At 61.1% G+C, this 24,575-nt stretch carries 22 protein-coding genes; 10 read left to right on the top strand and 12 right to left on the bottom strand.

Going from position 1 to position 24,575, the window contains the following annotated elements; translation table 11 throughout:
* Window positions 1-44: 44 nt before the first annotated feature.
* Complete coding sequence (locus TK06_RS07550) at window positions 45-887, bottom strand: transporter substrate-binding domain-containing protein (protein WP_063321542.1); 843 nt, start codon at window positions 885-887, stop codon at window positions 45-47.
* Window positions 888-1,127: 240 nt separating this feature from the next.
* On the opposite strand from TK06_RS07550, the gene TK06_RS07555 reads away from it, so the two are divergent.
* The gene (locus TK06_RS07555; protein ID WP_063321543.1) at window positions 1,128-1,985 is read left to right on the top strand and encodes a LysR substrate-binding domain-containing protein; all 858 of its coding nucleotides are present in this window, start codon (window positions 1,128-1,130) and stop codon (window positions 1,983-1,985) included.
* A gap of 34 nt (window positions 1,986-2,019) precedes the next feature.
* Here TK06_RS07555 and TK06_RS07560 read toward each other — a convergent pair whose 3' ends face one another.
* The 8 genes from TK06_RS07560 to TK06_RS07595 form a co-directional block, all read right to left on the bottom strand.
* Window positions 2,020-2,463 carry an HIT family protein gene (locus tag TK06_RS07560; RefSeq protein ID WP_063321544.1) on the bottom strand — a complete coding sequence of 148 codons (444 nt, stop codon included), beginning with the start codon at window positions 2,461-2,463 and terminating at the stop codon, window positions 2,020-2,022.
* A 111-nt stretch (window positions 2,464-2,574) separates the two neighbouring features.
* Window positions 2,575-2,976: a response regulator gene (locus tag TK06_RS07565; RefSeq protein WP_063321545.1), complete on the bottom strand. Its 402-nt coding sequence runs from the start codon at window positions 2,974-2,976 to the stop codon at window positions 2,575-2,577.
* Window positions 2,973-5,156, bottom strand: a complete 2,184-nt coding sequence (locus TK06_RS07570; protein WP_063321546.1) for a PAS domain-containing sensor histidine kinase — start codon at window positions 5,154-5,156, stop codon at window positions 2,973-2,975. The genes TK06_RS07565 and TK06_RS07570 overlap by 4 nt, the downstream gene beginning before the upstream one ends.
* A gap of 109 nt (window positions 5,157-5,265) precedes the next feature.
* Window positions 5,266-6,096, bottom strand: a complete 831-nt coding sequence (locus TK06_RS07575; protein ID WP_063321547.1) for an amidohydrolase family protein — start codon at window positions 6,094-6,096, stop codon at window positions 5,266-5,268.
* Between the two features lie 28 nt (window positions 6,097-6,124).
* Window positions 6,125-7,414 (bottom strand): MFS transporter, encoded by a 1,290-nt coding sequence (locus TK06_RS07580; protein WP_063321548.1) that lies wholly within the window; start codon window positions 7,412-7,414, stop codon window positions 6,125-6,127.
* 122 nt (window positions 7,415-7,536) lie between these two features.
* A complete protein-coding gene (locus TK06_RS07585; protein WP_063321549.1) occupies window positions 7,537-8,268 on the bottom strand; it encodes a GntR family transcriptional regulator in 732 nt (243 codons plus the stop codon).
* 89 nt (window positions 8,269-8,357) lie between these two features.
* Window positions 8,358-9,716: a sensor histidine kinase gene (locus TK06_RS07590; RefSeq protein WP_063321550.1), complete on the bottom strand. Its 1,359-nt coding sequence runs from the start codon at window positions 9,714-9,716 to the stop codon at window positions 8,358-8,360.
* A complete protein-coding gene (locus TK06_RS07595; RefSeq protein WP_063321551.1) occupies window positions 9,713-10,372 on the bottom strand; it encodes a response regulator transcription factor in 660 nt (219 codons plus the stop codon). Before TK06_RS07595 ends, TK06_RS07590 begins: the two co-directional genes overlap by 4 nt.
* Before the next feature lie 131 nt (window positions 10,373-10,503).
* Between TK06_RS07595 and TK06_RS07600 the strand changes: the two genes are divergently transcribed.
* The 5 genes from TK06_RS07600 (at window position 10,504) to TK06_RS07620 (ending at window position 16,179) form a co-directional block, all read left to right on the top strand.
* Window positions 10,504-10,827, top strand: a complete 324-nt coding sequence (locus TK06_RS07600; RefSeq protein WP_018602149.1) for a PepSY domain-containing protein — start codon at window positions 10,504-10,506, stop codon at window positions 10,825-10,827.
* An 86-nt stretch (window positions 10,828-10,913) separates the two neighbouring features.
* A complete protein-coding gene (locus TK06_RS07605) occupies window positions 10,914-11,384 on the top strand; it encodes a DUF2271 domain-containing protein (protein WP_063321552.1) in 471 nt (156 codons plus the stop codon).
* A gap of 25 nt (window positions 11,385-11,409) precedes the next feature.
* The gene (locus TK06_RS07610; RefSeq protein ID WP_063321553.1) at window positions 11,410-13,590 is read left to right on the top strand and encodes a PepSY domain-containing protein; all 2,181 of its coding nucleotides are present in this window, start codon (window positions 11,410-11,412) and stop codon (window positions 13,588-13,590) included.
* Entirely contained in the window at window positions 13,574-14,545 is a 972-nt protein-coding gene (locus TK06_RS07615) for an FAD:protein FMN transferase (RefSeq protein WP_086936596.1), read from the top strand. Before TK06_RS07610 ends, TK06_RS07615 begins: the two co-directional genes overlap by 17 nt.
* A gap of 290 nt (window positions 14,546-14,835) precedes the next feature.
* Window positions 14,836-16,179 (top strand): OprD family porin, encoded by a 1,344-nt coding sequence (locus TK06_RS07620; protein WP_063321555.1) that lies wholly within the window; start codon window positions 14,836-14,838, stop codon window positions 16,177-16,179.
* Between the two features lie 78 nt (window positions 16,180-16,257).
* On the opposite strand, the gene TK06_RS07625 is transcribed toward TK06_RS07620, so the two are convergent.
* The gene (locus TK06_RS07625) at window positions 16,258-16,521 is read right to left on the bottom strand and encodes an Lpp/OprI family alanine-zipper lipoprotein (protein WP_063321556.1); all 264 of its coding nucleotides are present in this window, start codon (window positions 16,519-16,521) and stop codon (window positions 16,258-16,260) included.
* Window positions 16,522-16,780: 259 nt separating this feature from the next.
* Between TK06_RS07625 and ftsH the strand changes: the two genes are divergently transcribed.
* From ftsH to TK06_RS07645, 4 genes are all read left to right on the top strand, one after another.
* Entirely contained in the window at window positions 16,781-18,607 is a 1,827-nt protein-coding gene (gene ftsH / locus TK06_RS07630; protein WP_063321557.1) for an ATP-dependent zinc metalloprotease FtsH, read from the top strand.
* Window positions 18,608-18,839: 232 nt separating this feature from the next.
* The gene (gene fnr, locus TK06_RS07635) at window positions 18,840-19,592 is read left to right on the top strand and encodes a fumarate/nitrate reduction transcriptional regulator Fnr (protein WP_063321558.1); all 753 of its coding nucleotides are present in this window, start codon (window positions 18,840-18,842) and stop codon (window positions 19,590-19,592) included.
* A gap of 130 nt (window positions 19,593-19,722) precedes the next feature.
* Window positions 19,723-21,216 (top strand): arginine-ornithine antiporter, encoded by a 1,494-nt coding sequence (gene arcD / locus TK06_RS07640; RefSeq protein WP_063321559.1) that lies wholly within the window; start codon window positions 19,723-19,725, stop codon window positions 21,214-21,216.
* Window positions 21,217-21,304: 88 nt separating this feature from the next.
* On the top strand, window positions 21,305-21,844 hold the full coding sequence (locus TK06_RS07645; RefSeq protein ID WP_063321560.1) for an Hsp20/alpha crystallin family protein: 540 nt from the start codon (window positions 21,305-21,307) through the stop codon (window positions 21,842-21,844).
* 331 nt (window positions 21,845-22,175) lie between these two features.
* On the opposite strand, the gene TK06_RS07650 is transcribed toward TK06_RS07645, so the two are convergent.
* Window positions 22,176-23,531: an MBL fold metallo-hydrolase RNA specificity domain-containing protein gene (locus TK06_RS07650; RefSeq protein ID WP_063321561.1), complete on the bottom strand. Its 1,356-nt coding sequence runs from the start codon at window positions 23,529-23,531 to the stop codon at window positions 22,176-22,178.
* A 100-nt stretch (window positions 23,532-23,631) separates the two neighbouring features.
* Window positions 23,632-24,522, bottom strand: coding sequence for a universal stress protein (locus TK06_RS07655; RefSeq protein ID WP_063321562.1), 891 nt, complete (start codon window positions 24,520-24,522; stop codon window positions 23,632-23,634).
* Between the last annotated feature and the right edge of the window lie 53 nt (window positions 24,523-24,575).

Below are 24,575 nucleotides of genomic sequence, written 5' to 3' on the forward strand. Positions count from 1 at the left end.
ACCTTGAGCGTCGGTCGTTGGGAGAAAGGCAGGCGTGATGCCCCTCAGGCGCCGCTGGCCTGGAACTGTTTCTGCAACTCCACCAGGGCCGGCGATGCCGGGGTGATACGGTTACGGGTCTGGGCGTCGATCAGCCAGCCGCTGCGGTGCAATTGCTTGATGATCGGGTCGAGCCTGGCTTGGGTATCGCTTTCACCCTTGCGCGTCCAGATCACCGAGGGGGCCGGGTTCAGCTCCGGGCTCAGCGCGCGGTAGCCCTGCCATTCGGCGTTGTCGGCAATCAGTGGATTGATCAGTGTGGCGTCGTGCACCGCCGCAACGCAGTTATTGCCACGCAGTGCCAGGAGTGATTCCGAGGAGCTCTTGAAGGCCTTGATCTGGACGCCCAACTCGGTGAGCGGCTTGATGTAGCTGCTGCCTTGGGAAGTGCACACCGGTTGATTCTTCAGGTCTTCCCAACGGCTGATCATGCTGTCCTTGAGTACCGCTGCGGTGCCTCCGACGCGGTAGAACGGCGTGGGCACGAACCCGAGGATTTCACCGCGCTCGGCGGTCCATTCCATATTGGCAATCAGCACATCGACTTTGCCCTGCTGCAGGAACTGTACGCGGTTGGCGGGCAATACCGGCACCAGTTGCACCTCGGCGCCGAGTTGCCGGCCCAACTCCTGGGCGAGGTCGACGTTAAACCCGCGCGGTTTTTGGTTGACGGGGTCGATGCCACCGAACGGGCCACCGGACAGCAGCACGCCGACCACCAGTTCGTGGCGTTGCTCGATTTTGTCCAGGGTGGCATCGGCCCGGGCGATATTGGCGGCCGACAATGAGATCAAGGCGCCCAGCATGACAGGCAGCAATCGTTTTACGGGTGAGCGCTCGAGCAACATGAATATCCCCTCATGGATGGCCGGCGTCCCCCGGCCTGATGAGTGGGCATCCTAGGTAGCGCTTAGGGGCAAAGGAAATTCAAATATCTAATATCGTTATAACTCTCAGGGTTTTGCTTTCAGAAAAAAAACGCATAAGCGCAGTTTTACTGGCCTTCAGCAAACCATGAGCTGTAAACCTCCCCATAATCCATAAAAATCTGTAATGTTTAAGTTTGCACCCTTGATATGAAGCCCCCCATGTCGACCCTCGATCTCGAATTGCTGCGCACCTTCATCGCCGTGGTCGATCACCACAGCTTTGCCGAAGCAGGCGCCCAGCTGTCCCGCACGCAATCGTCGGTAACCCAGCACATGCAACGCCTGGAGCAGCAGGTAGGGGTGAGTCTGTTCGAAAAGCGCGGGCGGCAAAAACAGCTCACGGAAGCGGGCCAGCAACTGTTGCGGCATGCGCGACAGATGCTATCGCTCAATGACGACGTCCTCAGCTCCTTGCGTGAGAGCAGCCTCAGCGGTGTGCTGCGCATCGGTTCGCCCCACGACATCGCCGACACCATCCTGCCGCCGATCCTCAGCCACATCGCCCGCTCGGCCCCACGCTTGCGCCTGGAAATCGATGTCGGGCGCAGCCCGTTCCTGATGGACGACCTGCATCGCGGCAAGGTCGACATGATCATTTCCACCCGCCAGGACCCGAGCCTTGAAGGTTTCGCCTTGCGCACCTCGCCGGTGTGGTGGATCTGTTCGGCCCAATACCTTCACAACCCCGGTGAGCCGTTGCCGCTGATCCTGGTGGACGAGCCCAGCATCTACCGCCGCTATGCCCTCGAGGCGCTCGAACGCGCCAATATCCCCTGGCGCCAGGCCTACCTGGCCTCGAACCTGATCGGCATCAAGGCCGCGACCCGCGCAGGCTTGGGTGTCACGCCCCGCAGCATGGAAATGCTCGGTCCGGACATGCGGGTATTGGGCGAAAACGATGGTTTACCGCGGCTGCCGGACGTGACTTATCACCTGTGGATTCGACCGAATACCGTCAACCCATTAGTGCGCCGGGCATATGAGTTGATCCGCAACAGCCAGGGGCACGGGAACTGATGCGCCGTTACCCCCTTTGAGTTATTGCCCAACGTCAGGCTTGCGAGCGAATCCGCTCGACCAGACGCGCCTGGAGTGCTTCCAGCTCATCCGGATCGGCCTTGCCCCTGCCATGCACACCGGGCGCCTCACCGTCCCAACGAGGAATGATGTGCATGTGAATGTGATAGACCGTTTGCCCGGCCACAGCACCATTGAACTGCGCGACCTGAACCCCGTCCGGCTGCAATTCGTCCACGATGATCCGCGTCAGGCGCTGCACGGCAGACATCATCGCACCCAGGACGGCGGGCTCGACCTCGAGGATATTGCGCGCCTGGGAGGCTTTGGGGATGACCAGGACATGGCCGCGCGATTGAGGGAAGAGATCCAGGAAGGCCAACACATCGGCGTCTTCGTAAATCTTGTAGCACGGCGCATCGCCGCGAAGGATCAGCGCAAAGATGTTCTGCTGATCGTAATGACCGTGGAGACTCATGATCACTCCTTGAATGGGTTTAGAGAGGTTGGTGGGCTGCCGGTAAGAGATTTAGCACAGTCAGAGGCCCACTTGAAGCCAAGGGCTGGGCTTGCTCGCGATGGCGGCGGCTCAGTCGCCATCGGTGCTGGCAGCCAAGCCGCTTTCACGAGCCCCCGTCAGCGTAACGGCAATTTTTTGCTGCAGCTCACTTTGCGAAAACGGCTTGTGCAAGACCGGACAGCCGGCGTATTCGGCTGGCAGTCCGCTGGCGCCGTATCCGGTGCTGAACAGGAAGGGAATATGGCGACCGCGAAGGATTTCGGCCACCGGAAAAACGCGCTCGCCAGCCAGGTTGACGTCCAGGATCGCCAGATCGACCTGCACCGACCCTGCCATGTCACGTGCTGCAGCGAGCCGGGCGACCGAGGCCACCACTTCGCATCCGAACTCCTCCAGCATGTCCTCGATCAACAGGGCAACCGCCCCTTCGTCCTCGACGACCAGCACCCTGACACCTACAAATGGGGTCATGCCCCGGTCACCCCAATCAGGAACGAAAAGCGGCAGCAAACGCCTTGCGGAGCGTAGGTAAGGTCGAACTTGCCGGCCAAGTCGCGCTCGATGCAACGCTGCATCAAGCGAGAACCCAGCCCTTCCCGTTCCGGCGGTGACACGGGTGGTCCTCCTTGTTCGCTCCAGTCGAGGGTCAGCAATGTTCCGCCCGTCCGGGCTTGCAGATGCCAGGTGACGGCAAGCGTCCCGCTCTCGACCGACATCGCACCATATTTCAGCGCGTTGATCGCCAGTTCATTGAGGGTCATCGTAAGGTTGAGCGCCACGCGAGTGCCGACGTCTGCAGAAGGGCCTTCGATCACGATGCGGCCAGGCTCATGCCCAAACACCGGCATCAGCACTTCGTGGGCCAGGGTGTCGAGCGGCGTCTGCCCCCAATGCCGTTTCGTCAAGAGATCGTGTGCCCGTGACAAGGCCAAGAGCCTTGCCTCGAAACGCCTGTAGCCGTCTTTCGCATCCTCTGCGTTGCGTGCCGTCTGGGCTGCCAGCGATTGCACCGTGGCCAGGGTGTTCTTGACCCGGTGATTGAGCTCATCGATCAGCGTCTTCTGCCGATTTTCCGCCTGCTTTCGCTCGGAGATGTCGACCAGCATGTTGATGGCGCCCACCAGGTTTCCATCGGCATCATGCAAAGGCGTGGGATAAGGCGTGAACGGAACGCGGCTACCGTCCGGCCGTTCTGCAACGGCCTCGACGCCGCGTATCGGCCGGTTTTCCTTCAGGGCCACCGCCATCGGGCATTGATCGTGAGGCAGCGCGGTTCCGTCCGTATTGAACAGCTTCCAGGTCACACACCACATGTCGCCCAAGTGCGGTGTTCGTCCCGACAGTTCGACGGCGGCGCGATTGTAGAAGGTGATGCGGCCATCGGCGTCGGTGGTGTACACCGCAGCAGGCAACGCCTCGAGAAGATTGCGCATGTGCCGTTCGCTTTCGCGGAGCTGGTTTTCCATCCGCCGCGCCAGCGTGACGTCCTGCAGCACTCGCACGCCATAACGAAACGTACCGTTGGCGTCTCTCACCGAGGAACTGTGGATGTCGAGGTAAACGACCTCGCCATCGGGCTTCACGGCGCGCTTGCGAAGCACGTAGTTATCAAGTTCACCGGCCACTTGGCGGGCGTACAATCCGGCGTCCTGCGGGATGCAATCCGGGTGGGTATAGTCCAGGAATGTCATCGACAGGAGCTGTTCCCGCGAGCGGCCCAGCATGTTGCACAGGGCGTCGTTGACGCGGAGCAAGCGACCGTCGACGTCGGCCTCGGCAATACCGATGGTCGCCGCTTCATAGGTCGCCGAAAGTCGGTCATCGCTGTCCTGGCGCGCCGCCTCGGCTGCATGGACACCGCTCCGGTCTATGGTGAAGCAGCGCGTATTGAAGAGTTTCCCGTCTTCGAACCGGCCATTGGAAGTGATCATGACATGCTTGATCGAGCCGTCCTTTGCCCTCAGTCGCGCCGGGTAGCTTTGCAGGCAGTCGCCGCTGCCCAGCTTGGTGAGGATGTCGCCGATAACCGGTTCGTCGACATGAAACTCGGTGATGTGGCGGCCGATGTACTCGTCGGCCGAATAGCCCAGCAGCGCCAGCTCCGCCTTGTTGGCGCGCAGGATAATGCCTTCGCTGCTGACGATATGCAGGCCCACCGCGCTGTTTTCGAAAAAGTCTTCCAGGTCGGCGCTCTTGCGCCGAAGCTCTTCGGCCATGGCGTGGTGCGCCGAAACGTCCTGGAAGCAGTTGATCACCCCTTGAATGACGCCTCGGCAATCCTTGAGCGCGCGGATGTTCATCAGCGCCACGAACCGCGAGCCATCCGGGCGCTCGATGAGCACTTCCTGATTGCGCGAGGCAATGCCGGTATTGAGCGCCAAGGCGGTCGGGCAGTGTTCGAATGCCAGCGGCCTACCGTCGGTCAGGAACAGTCGATGGGCGCCGCAGAAACGGTCACCGTTCTCCCCAAGTGCCGGCGCCCTTCCCCATAGCTCGGCCGCCTCACTGTTGTACCTGACGAGCCCCCCCTTGCGATCACAGAGGTACACCGCACCAGGAATGGCATCGAGTGCGCTCGTCCCCATCGCGATCAAGCTTTCGTACTCGCTTGGTGTACGCGTTTCCCTGGGTAGCTCTTCAATGTTCGACATCAGTCATCCTCAAGCCGCCTGGCTGAAACCTTTCACAGGGCATCAATGGATGTCTAGATCCCTATTCACCGGGCGAGTTCAGGAAAACTCAATCTCACAGCCTCGCGCCTCAAAACTTGAAGAGCGCCTGCGGTGCCTGGACCATTAACGCATGCATCCGCGACGCCGAACACTCCAATGCACGCAACTGCGCCATGACCGTCTCGAAGCCGACATGCGCTTCATGCTGAGTGTGCGGCCAATCGCTGCCCCACACCAGGCGTTCGGGGCCAAAACTGCGTTCCAGCACCGCCAACGAAGCGCGGGCGAACTCAAGGTTTCGCGGGGCCGTTGCACCCAATCGATAGATACCGGACACCTTCATCCACACCTGCCCGCCCTGCCCCAGCGCCATCAATTGGGCAAAGCCAGGTTGATCCAACCCCAGACGCGCATCCGGGCGACCGAAGTGATCGACCACCAACCGGACGCCAAACGGCAACAGTTGACCGATCAGCCCCGGCAAGTCCGCCAGGTTGGCATGCAGCTCGACATGCCAATCCAGTTCGGCGAGATGACGCAAAAAAACGTTCCAGGCAACGTCACGAAAATCAGGCAACGCCTTGCCCATCAGGTTCAAGCGCACACCGACCACCCCCAGCCGGGCCATGTCGTCCAGCTCGGCCCGGCCGACGTCTCGCTCCACCACCACGACCCCGCGTAACTGCTCCGGTGCTTGCCGTAGCGCGGCCAACAGGTAGCGGTTATCGGTGCCAAGAAAGCTCGGCTGCACCAACACCCCATGACTCAAGCCGTGGACGTGCAGGTGGCTCAGGTATTGAGCGAGCGTAGCGTCATAGTCAGGCGTGTAGCGCCGGACAGCCGCCAGTTCCAGCCCGCGGCTGAACACGTGGGCGTGGCAGTCAATGCCGGTGATCGGCGTAGTACGGATATCAAGCATGGGTTTCATCTATCGAAAATAAGGAAAATCAGGCTCGGGCGCCCTGGCCGTCACTCTCCACCACAGGCGCCGATGCCGCAGTGGCTTCCAGGCTGCGGCCGCGGGTTTCCGGCAGGCACAGCGCCGCGATCACCGCCACGCCGTAGGCGATCCCGGCGTCGATGCCAATGGCCGAGCCCAAGGACATGGAATCGCTCATGTGACCGACCAGGAACGGGAACATCGCCGAGAGCACCCGGCCAAAGTTGTAGCAGAACCCCACGCCGGCACCGCGCACATCCGCCGGATACAACTCGTTGAAAAACGCTCCTAGGCTCGCCGGAATACCGGCCGCGAAGAAGCCGAGCGGGAACCCCAGGAACAGCATCTGGGTGTTGGTCAACGGCAGGAACACATAACACTGCACGGTGACCACGCAGCACAGCGCGAACAACACGATGTTTTTCCGACGACCAATGCGATCGATCAACAGGCCACTGACTACGCAGCCGCACCAGAAGGCAAAGATGATCACTGCCAGGTAGCCGCCGGAGTTGAGCACCGACAGGTTGCGCTCGGTCTTGAGGAAGGTCGGCAACCAGGTCATCACGGCATGGTAACCACCGTGCGCCCCTAACCCCAGCAACCCGCCAAACAAGGTCACACGGATCAACTCGGGGCGAAAGATGCCGGCCAGGGATTTGAAGAAACTTTGCGGGATGACATTGTCTTTTTTCAGGCGCTGGAAACTGTCGGGCTCTTCAACGTTGCGCCGCACCCAGATGATCAGGAACGACGGCAGCAAGCCCACGACGAACATCACCCGCCAGGCCATGTCTTGCGGCACGAGGGAGTAGATCAGCGTGAAGACGCCGACCGCCAGCCCCCAACCCACCGCCCAGGCGCTTTGTACCGTGCCCATGACCTTGCCGCGATACTTGGGGTTGATGGTCTCGGCCATCAATACCGCACCGGCGGCCCATTCCCCGCCAATCCCGAAGCCCTGCAGCGCCTTGACGATCAACAGCTGGTGGAAGCCTGTGACGAACGCCGACAGGAAGGTGAAGAACGAAAACCACAAGATCATCCACTGCAGCGTGCGCACCCGACCGTAACGGTCCGACAACGTCCCGCCGACCCAGCCGCCAATGGCCGAAGTGACCAGGGTCACGCCGCTGACCAGCCCGGCATCGCCCTTGCTCAAGGCGAACGCGGCGATCAACGCCGGGATCGCCAGGCCGAACATCTGTACTTCCAAGGCGTCGAGCGACCATCCGCCGAAACAGGCCCAAAACGTTTTGCGCTCCCGCGCAGTGACTTGGCGATACCAACTGAACATGATTGTTATCCTTATGGGTGGAACGAAAGGCAGCCGAGAGCGAACCGCGCCGCTACAGGGCCAGTCATGACAAACAAAACGGTAGGGACAGCGGCGACCGACTCGCCGCTAGCCGGGTCGGGTCAGCGAATTTCCACGCTGTAGCGAAAGTGCTCGGCATGCCCGCGAGAGCGTCGCCACTCCAGGGGATTGCCGGCGTAATCCCGCGCCAGACGCTCGATCACCACCACCGGGCTGTTGACCGGCACTTGCAGCAATCGCGCGTACACCTCATTCACCGATTCGGCGGTGAGGGTTTCTTCGGCATAGGCGACCACCTGGCCGCAAACCTCTTCATAAATGGGGTAAAGCAACGGGCCCTTTTGACTCAGGTCGATTTCGAGCAAGGTTTGGAAGCGGCTACGGGGCAACCAGATTTCTTCGGCGAGCACCGGCTCCACTTCCAGCAGACGCACTCGCACGATACGAATCACCGGAGCGTCGGCCGGTAGCCCCAGCGCCTGGGCCACCGCCGAAGGCGCGGCCACCGGCTCCACCGACAGGATCCGGCTCTCGGGAACCCGGCGTTCGCCTGAAGCGCTTTGAAAGCGGAAAAAACGGAACAGCGACGATTGGAATTGCGGCCGGCGAATGAAAGTACCGCGCCCTTGCTGGCGCTCCAGGACGCCCTCGCTGACCAGCGCATCGATGGCCTTGCGCACCGTGCCGGTAGACAACTGGTATTCGGCTGAAAGTGCCGCCTCAGTAGGAATCGCCTCCCCCGGACGCCAACGGTTATTGGCGATCTGCTCAGCCAATTGGTCGCGTAAACGTTGATACAGCGGCAGGCGGGCATCACTGGAGAGAGATTTCATCGACCTTATTCACCTTGTTATCTAGTCATATATATGAATATGGACGCGAGTATTTGCTCAAGGCTGATGGATTGTCAAGAATGCCCGGGCTAGCTGGCTGACGAATGACCGACGGCAACCGTGGCAAGCGGTAGCCAGACCCGAACCTCAAATCCCTCCTGCCGGTCTCTTGCCGGAGATAACAGTTCGATTCGTCCATTGATGCCCTGCACAATCGTCTTGACGATCGCCAACCCCAATCCCGCGCCACTGGTTTCACTCTGGCCGCGCACGAAACGTTCGGTCAGGTGCTGCAGGACGGCCACCGGTACCACCGGTCCGCCGTTGATCACCCGCAGCAGCGCCTGGTCCGTGAGGGTGACTTCGATGGGTTGATCCATCGCACCGTACTTCAATGCGTTCTCGATCAGATTGCGCAACAGGATGCCGAAGGCATCCGGGTCGAGGGTCGAATACACATGGGCCTGGGCAGGAAGTTGCAGCGCGATCTGGCGGGTGCTGTTGTGCCGCCATTCATCCACCACGTGAGCCAACAACGGGACCAGGTCCTGAGGCGTTTGCGAGAGCAGGCCGCCCCCTTCAGCCTTGGCCAATTGCATGAGTTTTTCCGATAACCGGGCCAATTCGCGCAAGGCGCTTTCGATCTTTTTCACACGCAAACGCAACGGACCTTCAGGGGCCTCCTGGTACAGCCGCTGGACTTGCGCCAGTGTCGCGGCCAATGGTGTACGCAGCTCATGTGCGCTGTTGGCGGTGAAGCTGCGTTCGGCCTCCAGGGCTCTGCGCAAACGCTCCAGCAGGCGGTTGACCGCATCCGCCAAGGGGTTGATTTCTGCCGGCAACCGCGACACCTTGATCGGCGACAGATCACCCACGCCACGGGCCTCTACCGCGTAACGATAGGCCAGCACGCTGCCCAGGCTCATGCGCACCAATAGCCAGGTCCCCAACAGGCTGATGGGGACCAGCGCCAGTAACGGCCACAACAAGGTAAACAAGGCCTGTCGTGCGGCCTCGCGGCGATGGCGCAACGGCTCGGCGACTTCGATGAATACCGTCTCACGCAGCGCACTGGCGCCATACAGACGGTACTTTCCAATCGTGGAGAACCCCTCGGCCGGGTGTTTGCTGAAGATCCGCGGGTTGGCATCGTGGGACTGCATCAGGACCTTGCCTGCGGCATCGCGCACCAGATAAGTCAGGTGCTCCTTGTGCATCTTCAGGGTGGCGACCTGTTGCACCTCCCCCGGGTTTTCCCGGTTGCTGATTTCCAGTACGGCCAGGGGAAGGATGCGTTGGGCGGTCTCCTCCAGTGCGCTGTCAAAGGCCTCGTTCAGCTCATGTTGCACCCCGCGCCAAGTGCCGATTGTCGCCATCAGCCAGAGCAACGTCATGCCCAGCGTCAGTCCCAGGCCCAAACGTTTTTGCAGGCTGAAGGTCGTCTTCATGCCGACACCATCCGGTAACCCATGCCCCGCACGGTCTCGATCAGGTCGCGCCCGAGTTTCTTGCGCAATCGACTGATGTAGACCTCGATCGTGTTGCTTTCGATTTCGGCGCCAAAGGCGTACAGACGATCTTCGAGTTGCCCCTTGGACAGCAGCGCGCCGGGGCGCTGGATGAAGGCCTCCAACAGCGCCCATTCCCGGGCCGTGAGGTCCACGGCCACGTCGGCCCGATGCACCGTACGGGCAGCCATGTCGACGTGCAGCTCACCGAGCCTGATCTGGGGGTTGGGATTGCCGCTGTAACGACGGGCCACCGCAGCCACACGGGCCGACAGTTCAAACAGGTCGAAGGGTTTGACCAGGTAATCGTCGGCACCGGCATTGAGGCCGGCGATTCGATCAGAGATCTGGTCCTGGGCCGTCAGGATGATCACCGCAGTCGCGTCACCTGCGCTGCGTCGTTGACGCAGGAAGTCCAGCCCTCGACCGTCCGGCAACATCAAGTCAAGCAGGATCAAGTCATAAGCGGTCGTGCTCACGCTGCTGCGGGCTTGGGCAAGGTTCTGCACCCAGTCAACGGCATGGCCGTCATCGGCGATCTGTTCGCGCACCGCATCTCCCAGCCTTGGCGAGTCCTCAACCAATAAAACCCGCATCGGGCAGCTCCTGTCATCGTGGTTGTGCCGCACCTTAGCGGCCTTACCTGACGTGAATCTGAAGATTCAGCTGGCTGTCAGGAATGCCCCGTAGGGTATGCCCACAACGAAACCCCGGCAGGAGACAGATCATGAAATCAGGTTTTATCGCCAGCACTGCGCTGATAAGTGTGCTGGCCAACGGTTACGCCTTGGCCGATGACGACTGCGGCGAACCGGTCAACGACTGGCAGCCACGGGAAACCCTGCGCCTGCAGGTGGAACAGCGGTACGGCTGGACGGTGCAGCGCATCAAGGTCGACGACGGCTGTTACAAGCTCAAGGGCCTGGACCGCCAGGGCAATGTCATCGAAGCCCGCTACACACCAGCGTCGCTGCACCTGCGCGAGCTCGAGATCTACTTCCGGGACGATGACGATGCCAGCGCTTACCTCGCCCCTGCGCCCGCGCCGTGACATTTCGACGCGTTGATCCTGCCGTTCAGGTTGCTGTCAGCAAGCAGGTCCAGGCTCTCGCCCCAACGATCAAAAGGACAACCCCCATGAAAAAAATCATCGCTGCAACCTGCCTCGCCGGCGCCATTATCCTGCCGGGGCTGGCTCAGGCCCGTGAAGTAACCCTCACCACCCAGCTCAAGCGCTACAGCGGCAACGATGCGTACCTGGCGATCTACGTCACCGACGCCAGCGGCCAATACCAGAAAACCCTCTGGGTGGCCGGCAAAAAGGCCAAGTACTACAAGCACCTGGCCGACTGGGCCCGTGGAAGCAAGCTGAACCCCAGCGAGTACGACGGCGTCAGCGGCGCCAGCGTCGGCAGTGGGGACACCCTCAAAGTCAGTGTCGAGCTGGCAGACACGCTGATCGATGCCGGGTATCAGATCCGTATCGATAGCGCCGTCGAGGATAAGCGTGATGCCCGGGCCGACGTCAGCGTGGCCCTGACTTCGCAAGGCGCAGGCAAGCCAGTGGCGGGCAATACCTTTGTCGAATCCTTTACCTACGATCTGTAGCACCTGCCATCTGCGGAGGCCGAACATGCTTCGCCAGCTCCACGCCCTACCCGGTTTGATTGCCGCCCTTTTGGTCATGGTATTGGCCATCAGCGGCGCGATATTGTCTGTCAATCCGGCCCTTGAACGCCTGGACAACACGTCCACTGCGGTCGGGCAGGTCAATGTCGCTCAGTTGGCGGGACGCGTCGCCGGACACTTTCCAGCGGTGGAGCAGATCCAGCGTACGGCGTCCGGGACGGTCATCGTCTACTACAACCGTGACGGCCAGGTCGGCGCCGAAGAGGTCGACCCGTTGACCGGTCAAGGCTTGGCACCTTACGAGCCCGGCACCGTCTCTCGCTGGATGAAAGAGCTGCACCGCTCGCTGTTCCTCGGGACGCCGGGCCATGGGGTTGCGGGGGTCGGCGCGCTGGCCATGCTCATGCTGTCGGTGTCCGGGGCGCTGTTGCTGGTTCGGCGGGTCGGCGGCTGGCGCAACCTGCTGCGTCCCCTGCGGGGCAACTTCAGCCAGCGCTGGCATGCTGAACTCGGGCGCCTGGCGCTATGGGGGCTGTTGTTGTCGACCCTGACCGGGCTCTATCTGTGCGCCGTGACGTTCGACTTCATCACCGATGGCAGCCAGCTCGAGCCCGCATTCCCCGAGCACGTCAGCAGCGCCCCAGCCCTGCCGGTGGCGAACCTGCGCGCCTTGGCTTCAATCGATCTGAATGACCTGCGCGAACTCGTCTACCCCAGTCCCAATAACCCGCAAGACGTGTTTTCCCTGCGCACAACCCAGGGCGACGGCTATGTAGACCCGGCCAGCGGCACCCTGCTGTCCTATCAAGCCCATGACGGGATGCACACCGTCTACGAATGGATCTATCGATTGCACACCGGCGAAGGACTGTGGTGGCTCGGCCTGTTACTCGGCCTTAGTGCACTCTGCGTGCCGCTGATGAGCATCACCGGCATCCTGATGTGGTGGCGTCGCCGCAAAGCCGCGCCGAACATCCGTCATGACAGCCCCGCGCAATCCGCCGACACCGTGATCCTGGTAGGCAGCGAAACCAACAGCACCTGGGGCTTTGCCAACACGTTGCATGAAGCCTTGCATCAAGCCGGCCACCGCGTTCATAGCGCGGCAATGAATCAATACACCAACGCCTGCATCAACGCGCAACGGGTGTTTATCCTCACCGCAACCCACGGTGACGGCAATGCCCCGGCCTCGGCTTCGCAGTTTCTGGCCCAACTGGCCAGCACCGGCCTGAAACCCGGCCAGGCGTTTGCCGTGCTGGGTTTTGGTGACCGCCAGTTTCCACGGTTCTGTCAGTTTGCCCACCAGGTGCAGGATGCCTTGTCGCAGGCCGGTGGCACGCCGTTGATCGGACTGGAAACCATCAACCGCCAGTCCTCCCAGGAATTCGCGCGCTGGGGCCACGCCGTGGGTGAAGTGCTGGGGCATGACTTGACACTGATCCACACCGCTCAGCCGCCACGCACCCATCAACTGATCCTGGTCGAGCGCATTGCCTATGGTGAACAGGTCGGCGCGCCCACCCACGTGCTACGTTTCAAAGCCTCAGGGACATTACCGGCCTTTGAAGCCGGAGATCTGGTCGGCATCCTGCCCCCTGGCAACCCCCTCCCTCGGTTCTACTCGCTGGCCAGCAGCTCACAGGACGGCGTGCTGGAGATCTGCGTACGCAAACACAAAGGAGGTCTGTGTTCATCATTCCTTCACAGCGTGGAGATCGGGGCGACCATCGACGCCTTTATCCAACCGAACCCACAATTTCGCCCAGCGTCGGGAGCGCATCCAGTGATCCTGATCGGCGCCGGTACCGGCATCGGCCCACTGGCCGGTTTTATCCGGAATAACAAGGCCCACCACCCCATGCACTTGTATTGGGGCGGACGTAACCCAGCCTCGGACTTCCTCTACGAGGCCGAGCTCAACCATTACCTGGCTGACCGTCGCCTGACGGCATTACACGCGGCCTTTTCCCAGGTCATGGACCGTTCCTACGTGCAAGACCGACTGATCAGCGACGCCCTGATGTTGCGTCGGCTGATCGAAAAAGGCGCCCAGGTACTGGTTTGCGGCGGTCGCGAGATGGCCAAGGGGGTGATGCTGGCGCTGGATGAAGTGCTGGCTCCCCTCAACCTGAATGTGCGGACCCTTAAGGCACAAGGACGTTATCGTGAAGACGTCTACTGATTTGCAACGCTACAGCCTGAACGGCGAAACCATGGGCTCGCGCTATACCGCCCTGTTCTATGCCGAAACCGAACTCGACACCCGCCCGATCAGTCACAGCCTGGCGCACGCCGTGGGCCGGGTGGACCAGCAAATGTCTACCTGGAAACCCGATTCGGACCTCAATCGTCTCAACAACGCACCTTTGCAAGAATGGATAGCGGTGCCCGAGGAACTGACCACGGTATTGGCGGCGGCGCTGCGCGTCAGCCGGCAATCGGACGGCGCCTTCGACATCGCCGTTGGTGATCTGGTGGACGCCTGGGGCTTCGGTCCCGAGGAGCTGTCTATCACCGAACCGGCGTTCGATGGGTTGCCTGCGCCAACTCGACGCTCGACTAGTGCAGCGTTGGTCGTTGATTCACAACGCAACCAGGTGCGCAAACAGGCACCGCTTAACCTCAATTTGAACGGCATTGCCAAAGGTTTTGGGGTCGATGAGCTGGCCCGCTGCCTGGACAGGTTTGGCATCACACGCTACCTGGTAGGCATCGACGGCGAGATGCGCGCCCGCGGCAGCAAACCTGATGGGCAACCCTGGGTCGTGGCCGTGGAAAAACCCCGTCGGGGCGTGCGTGAGGTCATGGGTGTGATGGAGCTCAGCGACGCCGCCATCGCCACCTCCGGGGATTATCGACACTGGGTCGACGTCCGTGGGCAATCTTTCGCCCACACAATGAACCCGGCCACCGGCACCCCGCTGTGCAACGCACTCGCGGCCGTCACGGTGGTGTCGACCTCATGCATGCTCGCTGACGCTTGGGCCACAGCGTTGATGGTACTGGGCGAAATCCAAGGCCCCCGTTTGGCACAGGAGCGAGGGATGGACGCATTGTTCGTCGTGCGCGACGGTTTGCAGCTCAAGGAAATAGCCATTGTCGGTGGACAGTTGCAAGCTCAGGTCCAAACGCGCTGACGCCGAGTCACAGGTGTCGAGTCAAAAGAACGGCCACTCATGCACCAGCCGGAGAAGGTCAACATGCACTCGCCTCATACCGCAGAACTTGCAACCACATGCTGAGTGAGTGCAGCGCCCAGTGCTGTACCTGAACGCAATTAACAACGTTTAACTCGCACGCTCACGCCCCGCGCCCAAGAATGAAGCCCTCTGCCCAGACCTGTTTTTCAAGCGGGAAGCTGCCGACCCACCGTGCGGTGCGCCAGGCATTTCCCGCTGACACGGTCCCTTTGACATGGAAATTAAGCATGTTGCCTGCACCACACCACTCAACCGCCGCCCTGAAGCCGCTCTGGCTGCTTGCCCTGCTCACAAGCGGCACCGCACCGGCGATGGCAGCGGAACTCGCGCAAAGCACGCCTGGCTTTCTCGACGGGGCGACGCTGCAAGTCCTCAGCCGTAACTTCTACCTCAACAATGACTATCGCGCCCCGACCCCGGCAGGCAAAAGCTACAAACAGGAATGGGCCCAGGGCTTCATCGCCTCGTTCGAGTCCGGTTTCACCCCCGGCACGATCGGCGTAGGCATCGATGCCCACGGGTTCCTGGGGTTGAAACTGGACGGCGGCAAGGGGCACTCCGGAACGGGATTATTGCCGCTGGATGAGAACGGGCGAAGCGAGGACCACTACTCCAGTGCCGGCGGTGCGCTGAAATTCAACGCCTCACGCACCACCCTGGCGGTCGGCGAAATGACTGTGCAGAGCCCGGTATTCGATACCGCAGACAAGCGCCTGCAACCCGAATACGCCAGCGGCCTGCTACTCTCCAGCCGCGAGTTCGAAGGGGTCGACCTGCAAGCGGGTCACTTCAGTGCGTTCAAGAATCAGGACGCCTCGACCAGCAAGGGTGATTTTTCCGGGTATGGGGCGACGACGCGCCACGGCGTCATCGACTTCATCGGCGCCGACCTGCTCAGCGGCCAAGCCCTGGGCGGCGCGCTCTACGCCTCCGAACTGAGCGATACCTGGCGCCAGTACTATGCCAACCTGCATGCCACCGTTGGCGAACTGTTCCTCGACGGCAACCTGTATCACACCCGCGACGATGGCAAGGCCATTGCCGGGGCCATCGACACCACAGCCTATAGCCTGAGCGGCAAGTACCGGTTCAATGCCCAGGCGTTCACCCTGGCCTATCAGAAAATCAACGGCGACACGCCCTTCGATTTCGTCGGCGGCGACTCCATCTACCTGGCCAACTCGATCAAATATGCCGACTTCAACGGCCCCGGCGAGCGCTCGTGGCAAGCGCGCTACGACCTCGACCTGGGCACCTTGGGCATCCCCGGCCTGAGCTTCATGGCCCGCTATGTGACTGGACGCGGGATAGACGGCAGCCATGCTCCCCAAGGCGGCGCCTACAACCCGTTCGATAGCGACACAGGCACTTACAGTCCGCAACAAGGCGCTGGCGCACGCCATTGGGAGCGCGACCTGGACCTGCACTACATCGTGCAGTCAGGCCCGGCCAAGGACCTGTCGTTGCAACTGTCCCACGTCACCCATCGCGCCAACAGCAGCCAGGGCGGCGATGACATCGACCGGCTGTATATCGTCATCCAGTACCCGCTCAAGCTGGGGCCGTTCTGACCCTCGCGCGTCAGGAAACCGAAGGTGGACGAACACGCGCAGCGCCCGCCTGTTGCCCATGCCCCATATATCCGCTGATTACTTACGCAAGGCCTTATCGTCGGTCATCCGAGTGGCCCGGATGCTTGCCTCCTCGGCGGTACGTTGGGCCTGCTCGGACATTATCTGGGCCTGCTCAGCCTTCCTGTAGGCCTCATCCGCCCGGAGCCTTGCCGTTGCAGCGTTATTTTCCGCCGACTCCAGTCGGGCATCCACTTCTTGGGCGAGCTTGTTACAGCACCCGGCAGTGGTTGCCAGAAAAATGCTCATTAATACGACAGGTAAGTATCGATTCAAGGCCATGGTTATTTCCTCGGTTAAGCGCAGCAGGAAAAACGGCTAGCAACTGGCTCGAGTATCTGGCAACACCCTCTGCCCACTCTGATCCTTGTCAACTGCATGGCTCGTCCGACGCCCACACCGTGACTCACTTGAACCGAGTTGATTTAGCTCAATGTCTTTGCAGCCCTCAGGCGTAGAAAAAGCAAACCAGGGAGCCGGCGATCTCCCCGACCATTTATGCGCGGCCTGTTCGTCCGAGGCCTTTTATTGAGTCGAGGCCATGAAAAAAAACCACCAATGGAACCTGTCCTACTTCTTCATTGCGCTGGCCGTGTTCAGCCTGGTGCAGTTCCTGTTTTTCGAACGCCCCGCGGTGCAGGTCATCCCCTATAGCCAGTTTCTGCAATTGCTGAACAATCGGCAGGTCAGCGATCTACGGGTAGAGAAGGACCAGATCCGCGGCCAGTTGCAGGAACCCATCGACGGCCACACCCAGTTCGCGACCGTGAGGGTGGAACCGGCACTGGCGGCGGATCTCGCCCACTCGGGGGTCGGGTTCACCGGCATCAACGAAAACACCTTCCTCAGTGGCCTGCTGGGCTGGTTGCTGCCCTTCGTGCTGATCATGGTGATCTGGCATTTCCTGTTTCGTGGGCTGGCGGAAAAACAGGGCATGGGTGGTTTGATGAACATCGGCAAGTCCCGCGCCAAGGTGTTCGTCGAACGCGATACCGGCGTGACCTTTGCCGACGTTGCCGGCATCGACGAAGCCAAGGTCGAGCTGGTGGAGATTGTTTCTTTCCTCAAGGACAAGGCGAAATACGCACGCTTGGGGGCGCACATTCCCAAAGGTACATTGCTGGTCGGTCCGCCAGGCACCGGCAAGACCCTGGTTGCCAAAGCCATCGCTGGAGAGGCCGGCGTGCCCTTCTTCTCGATATCAGGGTCGGAATTCGTCGAGATGTTCGTGGGTGTCGGCGCCGCTCGCGTGCATGACTTGTTCGAACAGGCCCGACAGGCCGCGCCCTGCATCATTTTTATCGACGAGCTCGATGCGCTGGGCAAAATGCGCGGCGTCGGCGTCCTGGGCGGCAATGACGAAAAAGAGCAGACCCTCAACCAGCTGTTGGCAGAACTGGATGGGTTCGACCCGCGTGAAGGGGTCGTGCTGCTGGCGGCGACCAACCGCCCCGAGGTATTGGACCCGGCGCTGTTGCGAGCCGGCCGGATCGATCGACAGATCCTGATCGATCGCCCCGACCGTAAAGGCCGGCAGGCGATCCTCAAGGTTCACCTGCAGAAGATCGTCACTGGCCAGGACCTCGATAGCGAGCGTATCGCCGACATCACCACGGGTTTTACTGGCGCAGACCTGGCCAACCTGGTCAACGAGGCCGCCATCATCGCCACTCGACGCGGTGCCGAAACGGTCAGCCTCGACGATTTCACCGCGGCCGTGGAGCGCATCGTTGCCGGGATCGAACGCAAGAGCAGCCTGTTACATCCCGATGAACGCCAAGTGGTGGCCTACCACGAAATGGGGCATGCGTTGGCGGCCAGCAACCTGCCGGACATGGACCCGGTCCATAAGGTATCGATCGTGCCGCGCGCCATTGGCTCGCTGGGCTATACCCTGCAACGACCGACGGAAGATCATTTTCTCGTCAGTTGCCAGATGCTCAAGGACCGCATGGTCGTGCTGATGGCGGGACGTGCCGCCGAATGCCTTGCCTACGGCCAAGTCTCGACCGGAGCCGCTGATGACCTGGCCCACGCCACGGATATCGCCCGACAGTTGATCACCCGCTTTGGCATGAGCACAGAGCTTGGCCTGGCGGTGCTGGAACGCAAAAGTGCCAGTTACCTGGGCGAGCGCACGGAAATGGGTGACAAGGACTACTCGGAACAAACCGCCAGGGAAGTCGACCTGGGTATCCGCGCCTTGCTCGCTGAAGCCTATCAACGCGCCAGGACACTGCTGGAAAGCCACCGGGAAGACCTCGACGCCGGGGCCCATCTGCTGGTGGAAAAGGAAACCCTGACACCTGAAGAGTTTGCCCCGCTCCTGCCACTCAAACGCGCTGCGCTGGCTTTGCGACTGGTTTGACAGCGCCTGGCCGTTGATCGATCGGTCACGGCGTGAACGAATCCAACGCCCCCCCCTGTACGCCCACCCACGACGCAATAGCGTCATCTACAAGTCCCATAGTGAAGGTTTGCACCCCCATCCTTTGTACCCGTTCTGCGTCTATCGATAGCCGGTATGGCTTTAGGTGACAAAAAACAGGCACGGCTGAGTTGTTGTTCTATGCTTGCCCCAACTATAGGAAATTTTCCCCATGGCCGAGTCCGAACCGCGACTTCTGCACGTGCATGCTCTCAAGACCGCTTGCTCGAACTGCAGCGTGCTTGAGCTGTGCCTGCCCATTGGCCTGACGGGCGGTGAAGTCGAGCGCCTCGACACCCTGATCGCCCAGCGAGTGAAGGTCAAGAAAGGCGCAGCGCTGTATCGCACCGGCGACCCGCTGCGCTCGTTGTATGCGGTGCGATTGGGTTTCTTCAAGACCAGCGTCCTTTCGGTAGACGGTCGCGAACAGGTCACCGGTTTCCAGATGCAAGGCGAAATGCTTGGCCTGGACGCCATCAGCACCGATCGCTACGCCTGTAATGCCATTGCCCTGGAAGACAGCGAAGTCTGCCCGCTACCCTTCAACCTCCTGGAAAAACTGGCCCACGACTTACCGTCGTTGCAGCACAACCTGAACAAACTCCTCAGCCAGGAAATCGTGCGCGACCACGGCATGCTGTTGATGCTCGGCAACATGAACGCCGACGAACGCCTGGCGGCGTTTCTATTGAACCTGTCCCAGCGGCTTAACATGCGAGGTTATTCCTCCAGGGAATTCGTGCTGCGCATGAGCCGCGAAGCCATCGGCTCCTACCTGGGCCTGCGCCTGGAAACCATCTGCCGGGGCATCGCCCACCTGCGCCAGGAGGAACTGGTGGACATGCATGGGCGCAATGTCACGATTCTGGACTTGCCCGGCCTCAAGCAAAAAGTCGCCGGTTGTCATCGTCATGCGGAACTGTGATGCCTGCTCTGCATGACATCTGATCTACGTCAATACCCCTCCACGCCTTCAAGCCGAGATTAAGACTCAGCGTTCGAACCTTTGCATCGACGAAGGTTACCGAACCTCCCGTCTCATGGAGGCTTTGATCATGGCAACGCACCTGCAAGGTACAGAACCGGTCATCCCGACCGTCACACCTCACCCTTTGGCCGGCAGTTTGCGAAAGGTCGAGCCCAGACGCCTGTCGCTGAGTTTGTTGATCGCTCTGGTCGTCGGTTCGATGATCGGCAGCGGCATCTTCAGCCTGCCCCAGAACATGGCAGCCAGCGCCGGTGCCGGAGCGATCCTGATCGGCTGGCTCATCACCGGGGTGGGCATGCTCTCGCTGGCCCTGGTCTACCAGACTCTCTCCAACCGCCAACCGGAACTGGACAACGGTGTGTTTGCCTACGCCCGTGCCCTGGGTGGCGAATTCCTCGGTTTCAATTCGGCGTGGGGCTATTGGATCAGCGCCTGGATCGGCAATGTCAGCTACCTGGTGATTCTGTTCGCTGCGCTCAGCTACTTTTTCCCCGTGTTTGGCGAAGGTAATAACAAAGCCGCGATCGTTGGCGCTTCTGTGGTGCTGTGGGCATTGCATTGGATGATCCTGCGCGGGATGCGCACCGCCGCCAAGGCCAACGCCCTGACGACGATCGCCAAGGTGGTGCCGTTGCTGTTGTTCATCGGGCTGGTCATTGCCGCGTTCTCCAAGGACACCTTCATGGTGGATTTCTGGGGCACGCCGGCACTGGGCAGTACGCTGGACCAGGTCAAGAGCACCATGTTGGTGACGGTCTGGGTGTTCATCGGTATTGAAGGCGCCAACGTATTCTCCGCCCGGGCCGCCGAACGGGCCGACGTCGGCCGCGCCACGGTGATTGGCTTCATCCTGACATTGATGCTGCTGATCGCCGTTTCCCTATTGTCCCTGGGCATCCTCAGACAGCCCGAACTGGCCGCGCTGAAGAACCCTTCCATGGCCGGTGTACTGGAAGCGGTGGCCGGGCCTTGGGGCGCGGTGCTGATCAGTATTGGCCTGATTGTGTCAGTGGGCGGCGCGCTGCTGGCCTGGACGCTGTTGGCAGCCGAATCGGTGTTCACCCCGGCCAAGGAAAAGGTCATGCCGCGCCTGCTGGCCACGGAAAACCAACACGGCGCACCGGCCAACGCGTTGTGGATCACCAACGGCTGCATCCAATTGTTCCTGTTGCTGACCCTGTATTCGAGTGCCAGCTACCTGGCGCTGATTTCTCTTGCCACCTCGATGATCCTGCTGCCCTACCTGTTCAGTGGCCTGTATGCACTGAAAATGACCTGGCAAGGCCAGACCTACGCCGGCCATCGCGGCCTGCAACTGCGCGACATGGCCATCGCTGTGGTCGCGACGGGCTATTGCGTCTGGCTGCTCTACGCCGCCGGCCCCCGGTACATGCTGCTCAGTGCCCTGCTCTATGCCCCCGGCTCGCTGATCTACCTGAGCGCTCAACGGGCCAGGACGGGCCGGGCCCTCACTGGTTTTGGCTGGGGCCTGCTGCTGGTGATCTGGGCGGCGGCGATCTTCGCCGGCTGGATGCTCTGGTCCGGCCAACTGACTTTGTAAGTTCGCAAGCGTGCATTGACCCGTTCGGCAACGGTATCTGGTCATCTGGCCAGCTACCCGCCCGGATATCACAAAAGAGGAAAATCAAATGTCCAATTCAGTGAAAAAAATGCCGGTCAAAACCGAAGACAACGCTCCGCATCCCGCCAAGATGGACCTCTGGCATCCGCTTGAAAAACTCCGCCAGCAGGTCGACCACCTGTTCGATGACTTCAATCGGGGCACAGCGCTTTCTCCTTTCAGTCGCGGGTTGTTCGATGTCGAGCCCTTCTGGCGTCGCGAGTTCTCCATGAGCAGCCTGCCGGCCGTTGACATCAGCGAGAAGGAAAAGAGCTTTGAAATCACCGCCGAGTTGCCCGGCATGGATCAGAAAGACATCGAAATCCGTCTGGCCAACGGCAACCTGATCATCAAGGGGGAGAAAAAAGACACCAAGGAAGAAAAAAGAAAGGGTTATCACCTGTCCGAACGCCATTACGGCTCCTTCGAACGCGTGTTCAACCTGCCAAAAGGCGTCGACAGCGACAAGATCGAAGCCCAGTTCAGCAAAGGCGTGCTGACGCTGACACTGCCAAAAAAACCGGAAGCACTGAAAGCGGAAAAGGTCGTGCCGATCAAGGCCGACTGATCGCTTTGAGCCCTGCCCCTCGCCGGCCAACGACGAGGGGCTTTTTCATGCCTGTGCTTATTTCAGGCCGAATGCGTCGTTGAAGCGACCACCGCTATCGCGAGCAAGCTCGCTCCCACACTGAACCGTGGCTGGCACAAATCCCGCGACCACAGAAAATCCCCTGTGGGAGCGAGCTTGCTCGCGATAGCGGTGGGTCAGCTGACGATGATGGGGACTGGACTAATGCCTTCGCGAGCAAGCCCGCTCCCACACTGAACCGTGGCGGGTACAAATCCCGTGGGCACAGAAAATCCCCTGTGGGAGCGAGCTTGCTCGCGAAGGCGGTCGTTCAGAGTTCGACGCTATCGCGGTACTCCGGCACCGACACCGACCACCCCAGTTCGTCGCCAATGCGATGGCGCAAGACGTCGGACGCATTGGGTTCGCCATGCACGACATAGGTGTGCCGGGGGGGTGTCTTGAAGCCGCGCAGCCATTGCATGATTTCGTCGGCATCGGCATGGGCCGAGAGCGTTTGCATGGGCACCACTTCGGCATTGATCGGCACGTCCTTGCCATGGATGCGCACCGCAGGCTCACCCGCCACAATTCTCGCACCTCGCGTACCGCCAGCCTGGAAACCGGGCATCAGCAAGGTGTTGATGGGGTTGGGCGCCAGGCTCTTGAGGTGGTGCAGCACGCGCCCGCCGGTGGCCATGCCACTGGCGGCGATGATCACCGCCGGAGTACGTTGCAGGTCCAGGGCCATGGAGTCCTTGACCGAGCGCACAGGATGGGCGATGTGGCACATGCCTTCGCACTCTTCCCTGGAGAGACGATGCTCGTCACCAAAACGCTGGTACAACCGGGTGACGTCGATGGCCATGGGGCTGTTGAGGTAGATCGGGATATCGGGGATCGCCCGGCGTTGTTTCAGGCGATACAGGTGGTACATCAGCAACTGGGCACGGCCAACCGTGAACGAGGGCACCAACGTGATGCCACGGCGCAGCGCGGTGCGAGTGATCACCTCAGCCAATTGATCTTCCGGCGACTCGTGTGGGTGTCGACGGTCGCCGTAGGTCGACTCCACCAGCAGGACATCCGCCTGCTCGATGACTTTCGGCGCGAACATCACCGGATCCTCGGGTCGCCCCAAGTCCCCGGAACACACCAGCGTCACCCCACCAGCCTGGACCTGTACCGTCGCGGCTCCGAGGATGTGCCCGGCGCGACGCAGCAAGATGGTGATCCCCCGGGCGATCTCCACCGGGTGTTCGAATGCAATCGGGCGCAGCAGTTTCAGCGCTCGTTCAGCGTGTTCACGGGTGTACAGCGGGAAGGCCGGCGCGTGTTTGGAAAACCCCTTGCGGTTGGCGTATTCGGCTTCTTCTTCCTGCAAGCGAGCGCTGTCGCGCAGCAGGATCTTCACCAGCTCGCAGGTCGCCGGCGTTGCATAGACGGGGCCGCGATAGCCATTACGCACCAGCACCGGCAGGTAGCCGCTGTGGTCCAGGTGGGCGTGGGTCAGTACGATCGCATCCAGGTCACGCATCGGCAGCTCGAAGGGGTCCCAGTTGTGCAGGCGCAACTGCTTGTAGCCCTGGAACAGACCGCAATCGATCAGGATGCGCTGATCGTCGTGTTCCAGCAGGTACTTGCTACCGGTGACCGTACCGGCGGCCCCGAGAAATGTCATGCGCATGGCGGTGCTCCTGGACAATCGATCGTAAGCCTATTGGTCACATTGTTTGACCTCGTTGCCGTTGATCTTTGTCAACAACCCAGCGGTCAAGTCCGATTCATCACACCGCCAGAACACTGCACGACACCTGGTACAGGATGTGCTCGGTCGTGCTGCCCAGTAGCCCATACAGATCGTCGTGCTGGAATCGCCCCATGACGATCACGTCCACTTCATGCTCCAGGGCAAATTCACTCAGGGCCGAGACCGGATGCCCCAGTAGAAAATGCCTGCGCTCGGCCGGCACACCAAACAGGTTCGCCAGTTCCAGGAAGGTTTTTTCCAGGCTCCTGCGCAGTTCCTTGCTGAGCTGCGACAGCGCCAGGCCGCCACCGCCCGCGTCCCCCAGATAGACTGACGACACCTCATAGGCATGAACCAGATGCAGCTCGGCGTCGCACTGCAAGGCCAGCCCCATGGCCTGGCGGATGATCCGGTCATTCAGCCCGCTGTTCTGGGCAAACGCACTGGAAGGGTCCACCGCCGCGACTACTGTGCGCGGCAGCGCATGACCGGTGGCCCCCACCAGGTACATCGGAACAGGACAGTTGCGCAGCAGTTGCCAGTCCAGCGGGGTGAAAAATGCCCGCTTGAGCATAGGCTCGTGTTGTACCTGCTTGATCAGCAAGTCCGGCTGGATCTGCGTAACGTGTTGCAGGATCTGCTTGCCCATCTTCTGGGCCCATTCCACCTCAGTGGTGATCCGCAGGCCACGGCGGCGCATCTTGTCCGCCTCATCCTCCAACCAATGGCGATGGTCCTGGAGATAGTTCTGCCGCGCTTCCTCACGAGGCCCTTCTTCAAGCAGCGAAAGAATGTCCAGCGAGGGAATCAAGGCGGTGACATGCAAGTGCGCCCCACTGGCCGCCGCCAGGGCCGCGGCGTGATGCAGGGCGGGCGAATGACGTTGTGCCGGGTTGAGGATCAGCAACAGGCGTTGGTACTGGCTCATGATGGGTCTCCAAAGTCGGGCTCGAACGCCACGGCGCAGCGTCGATGCCATGA

This window comes from Pseudomonas fluorescens, assembly GCF_001623525.1.
GTDB classification, from domain to species: Bacteria; Pseudomonadota; Gammaproteobacteria; order Pseudomonadales; family Pseudomonadaceae; genus Aquipseudomonas; species Aquipseudomonas fluorescens_Q.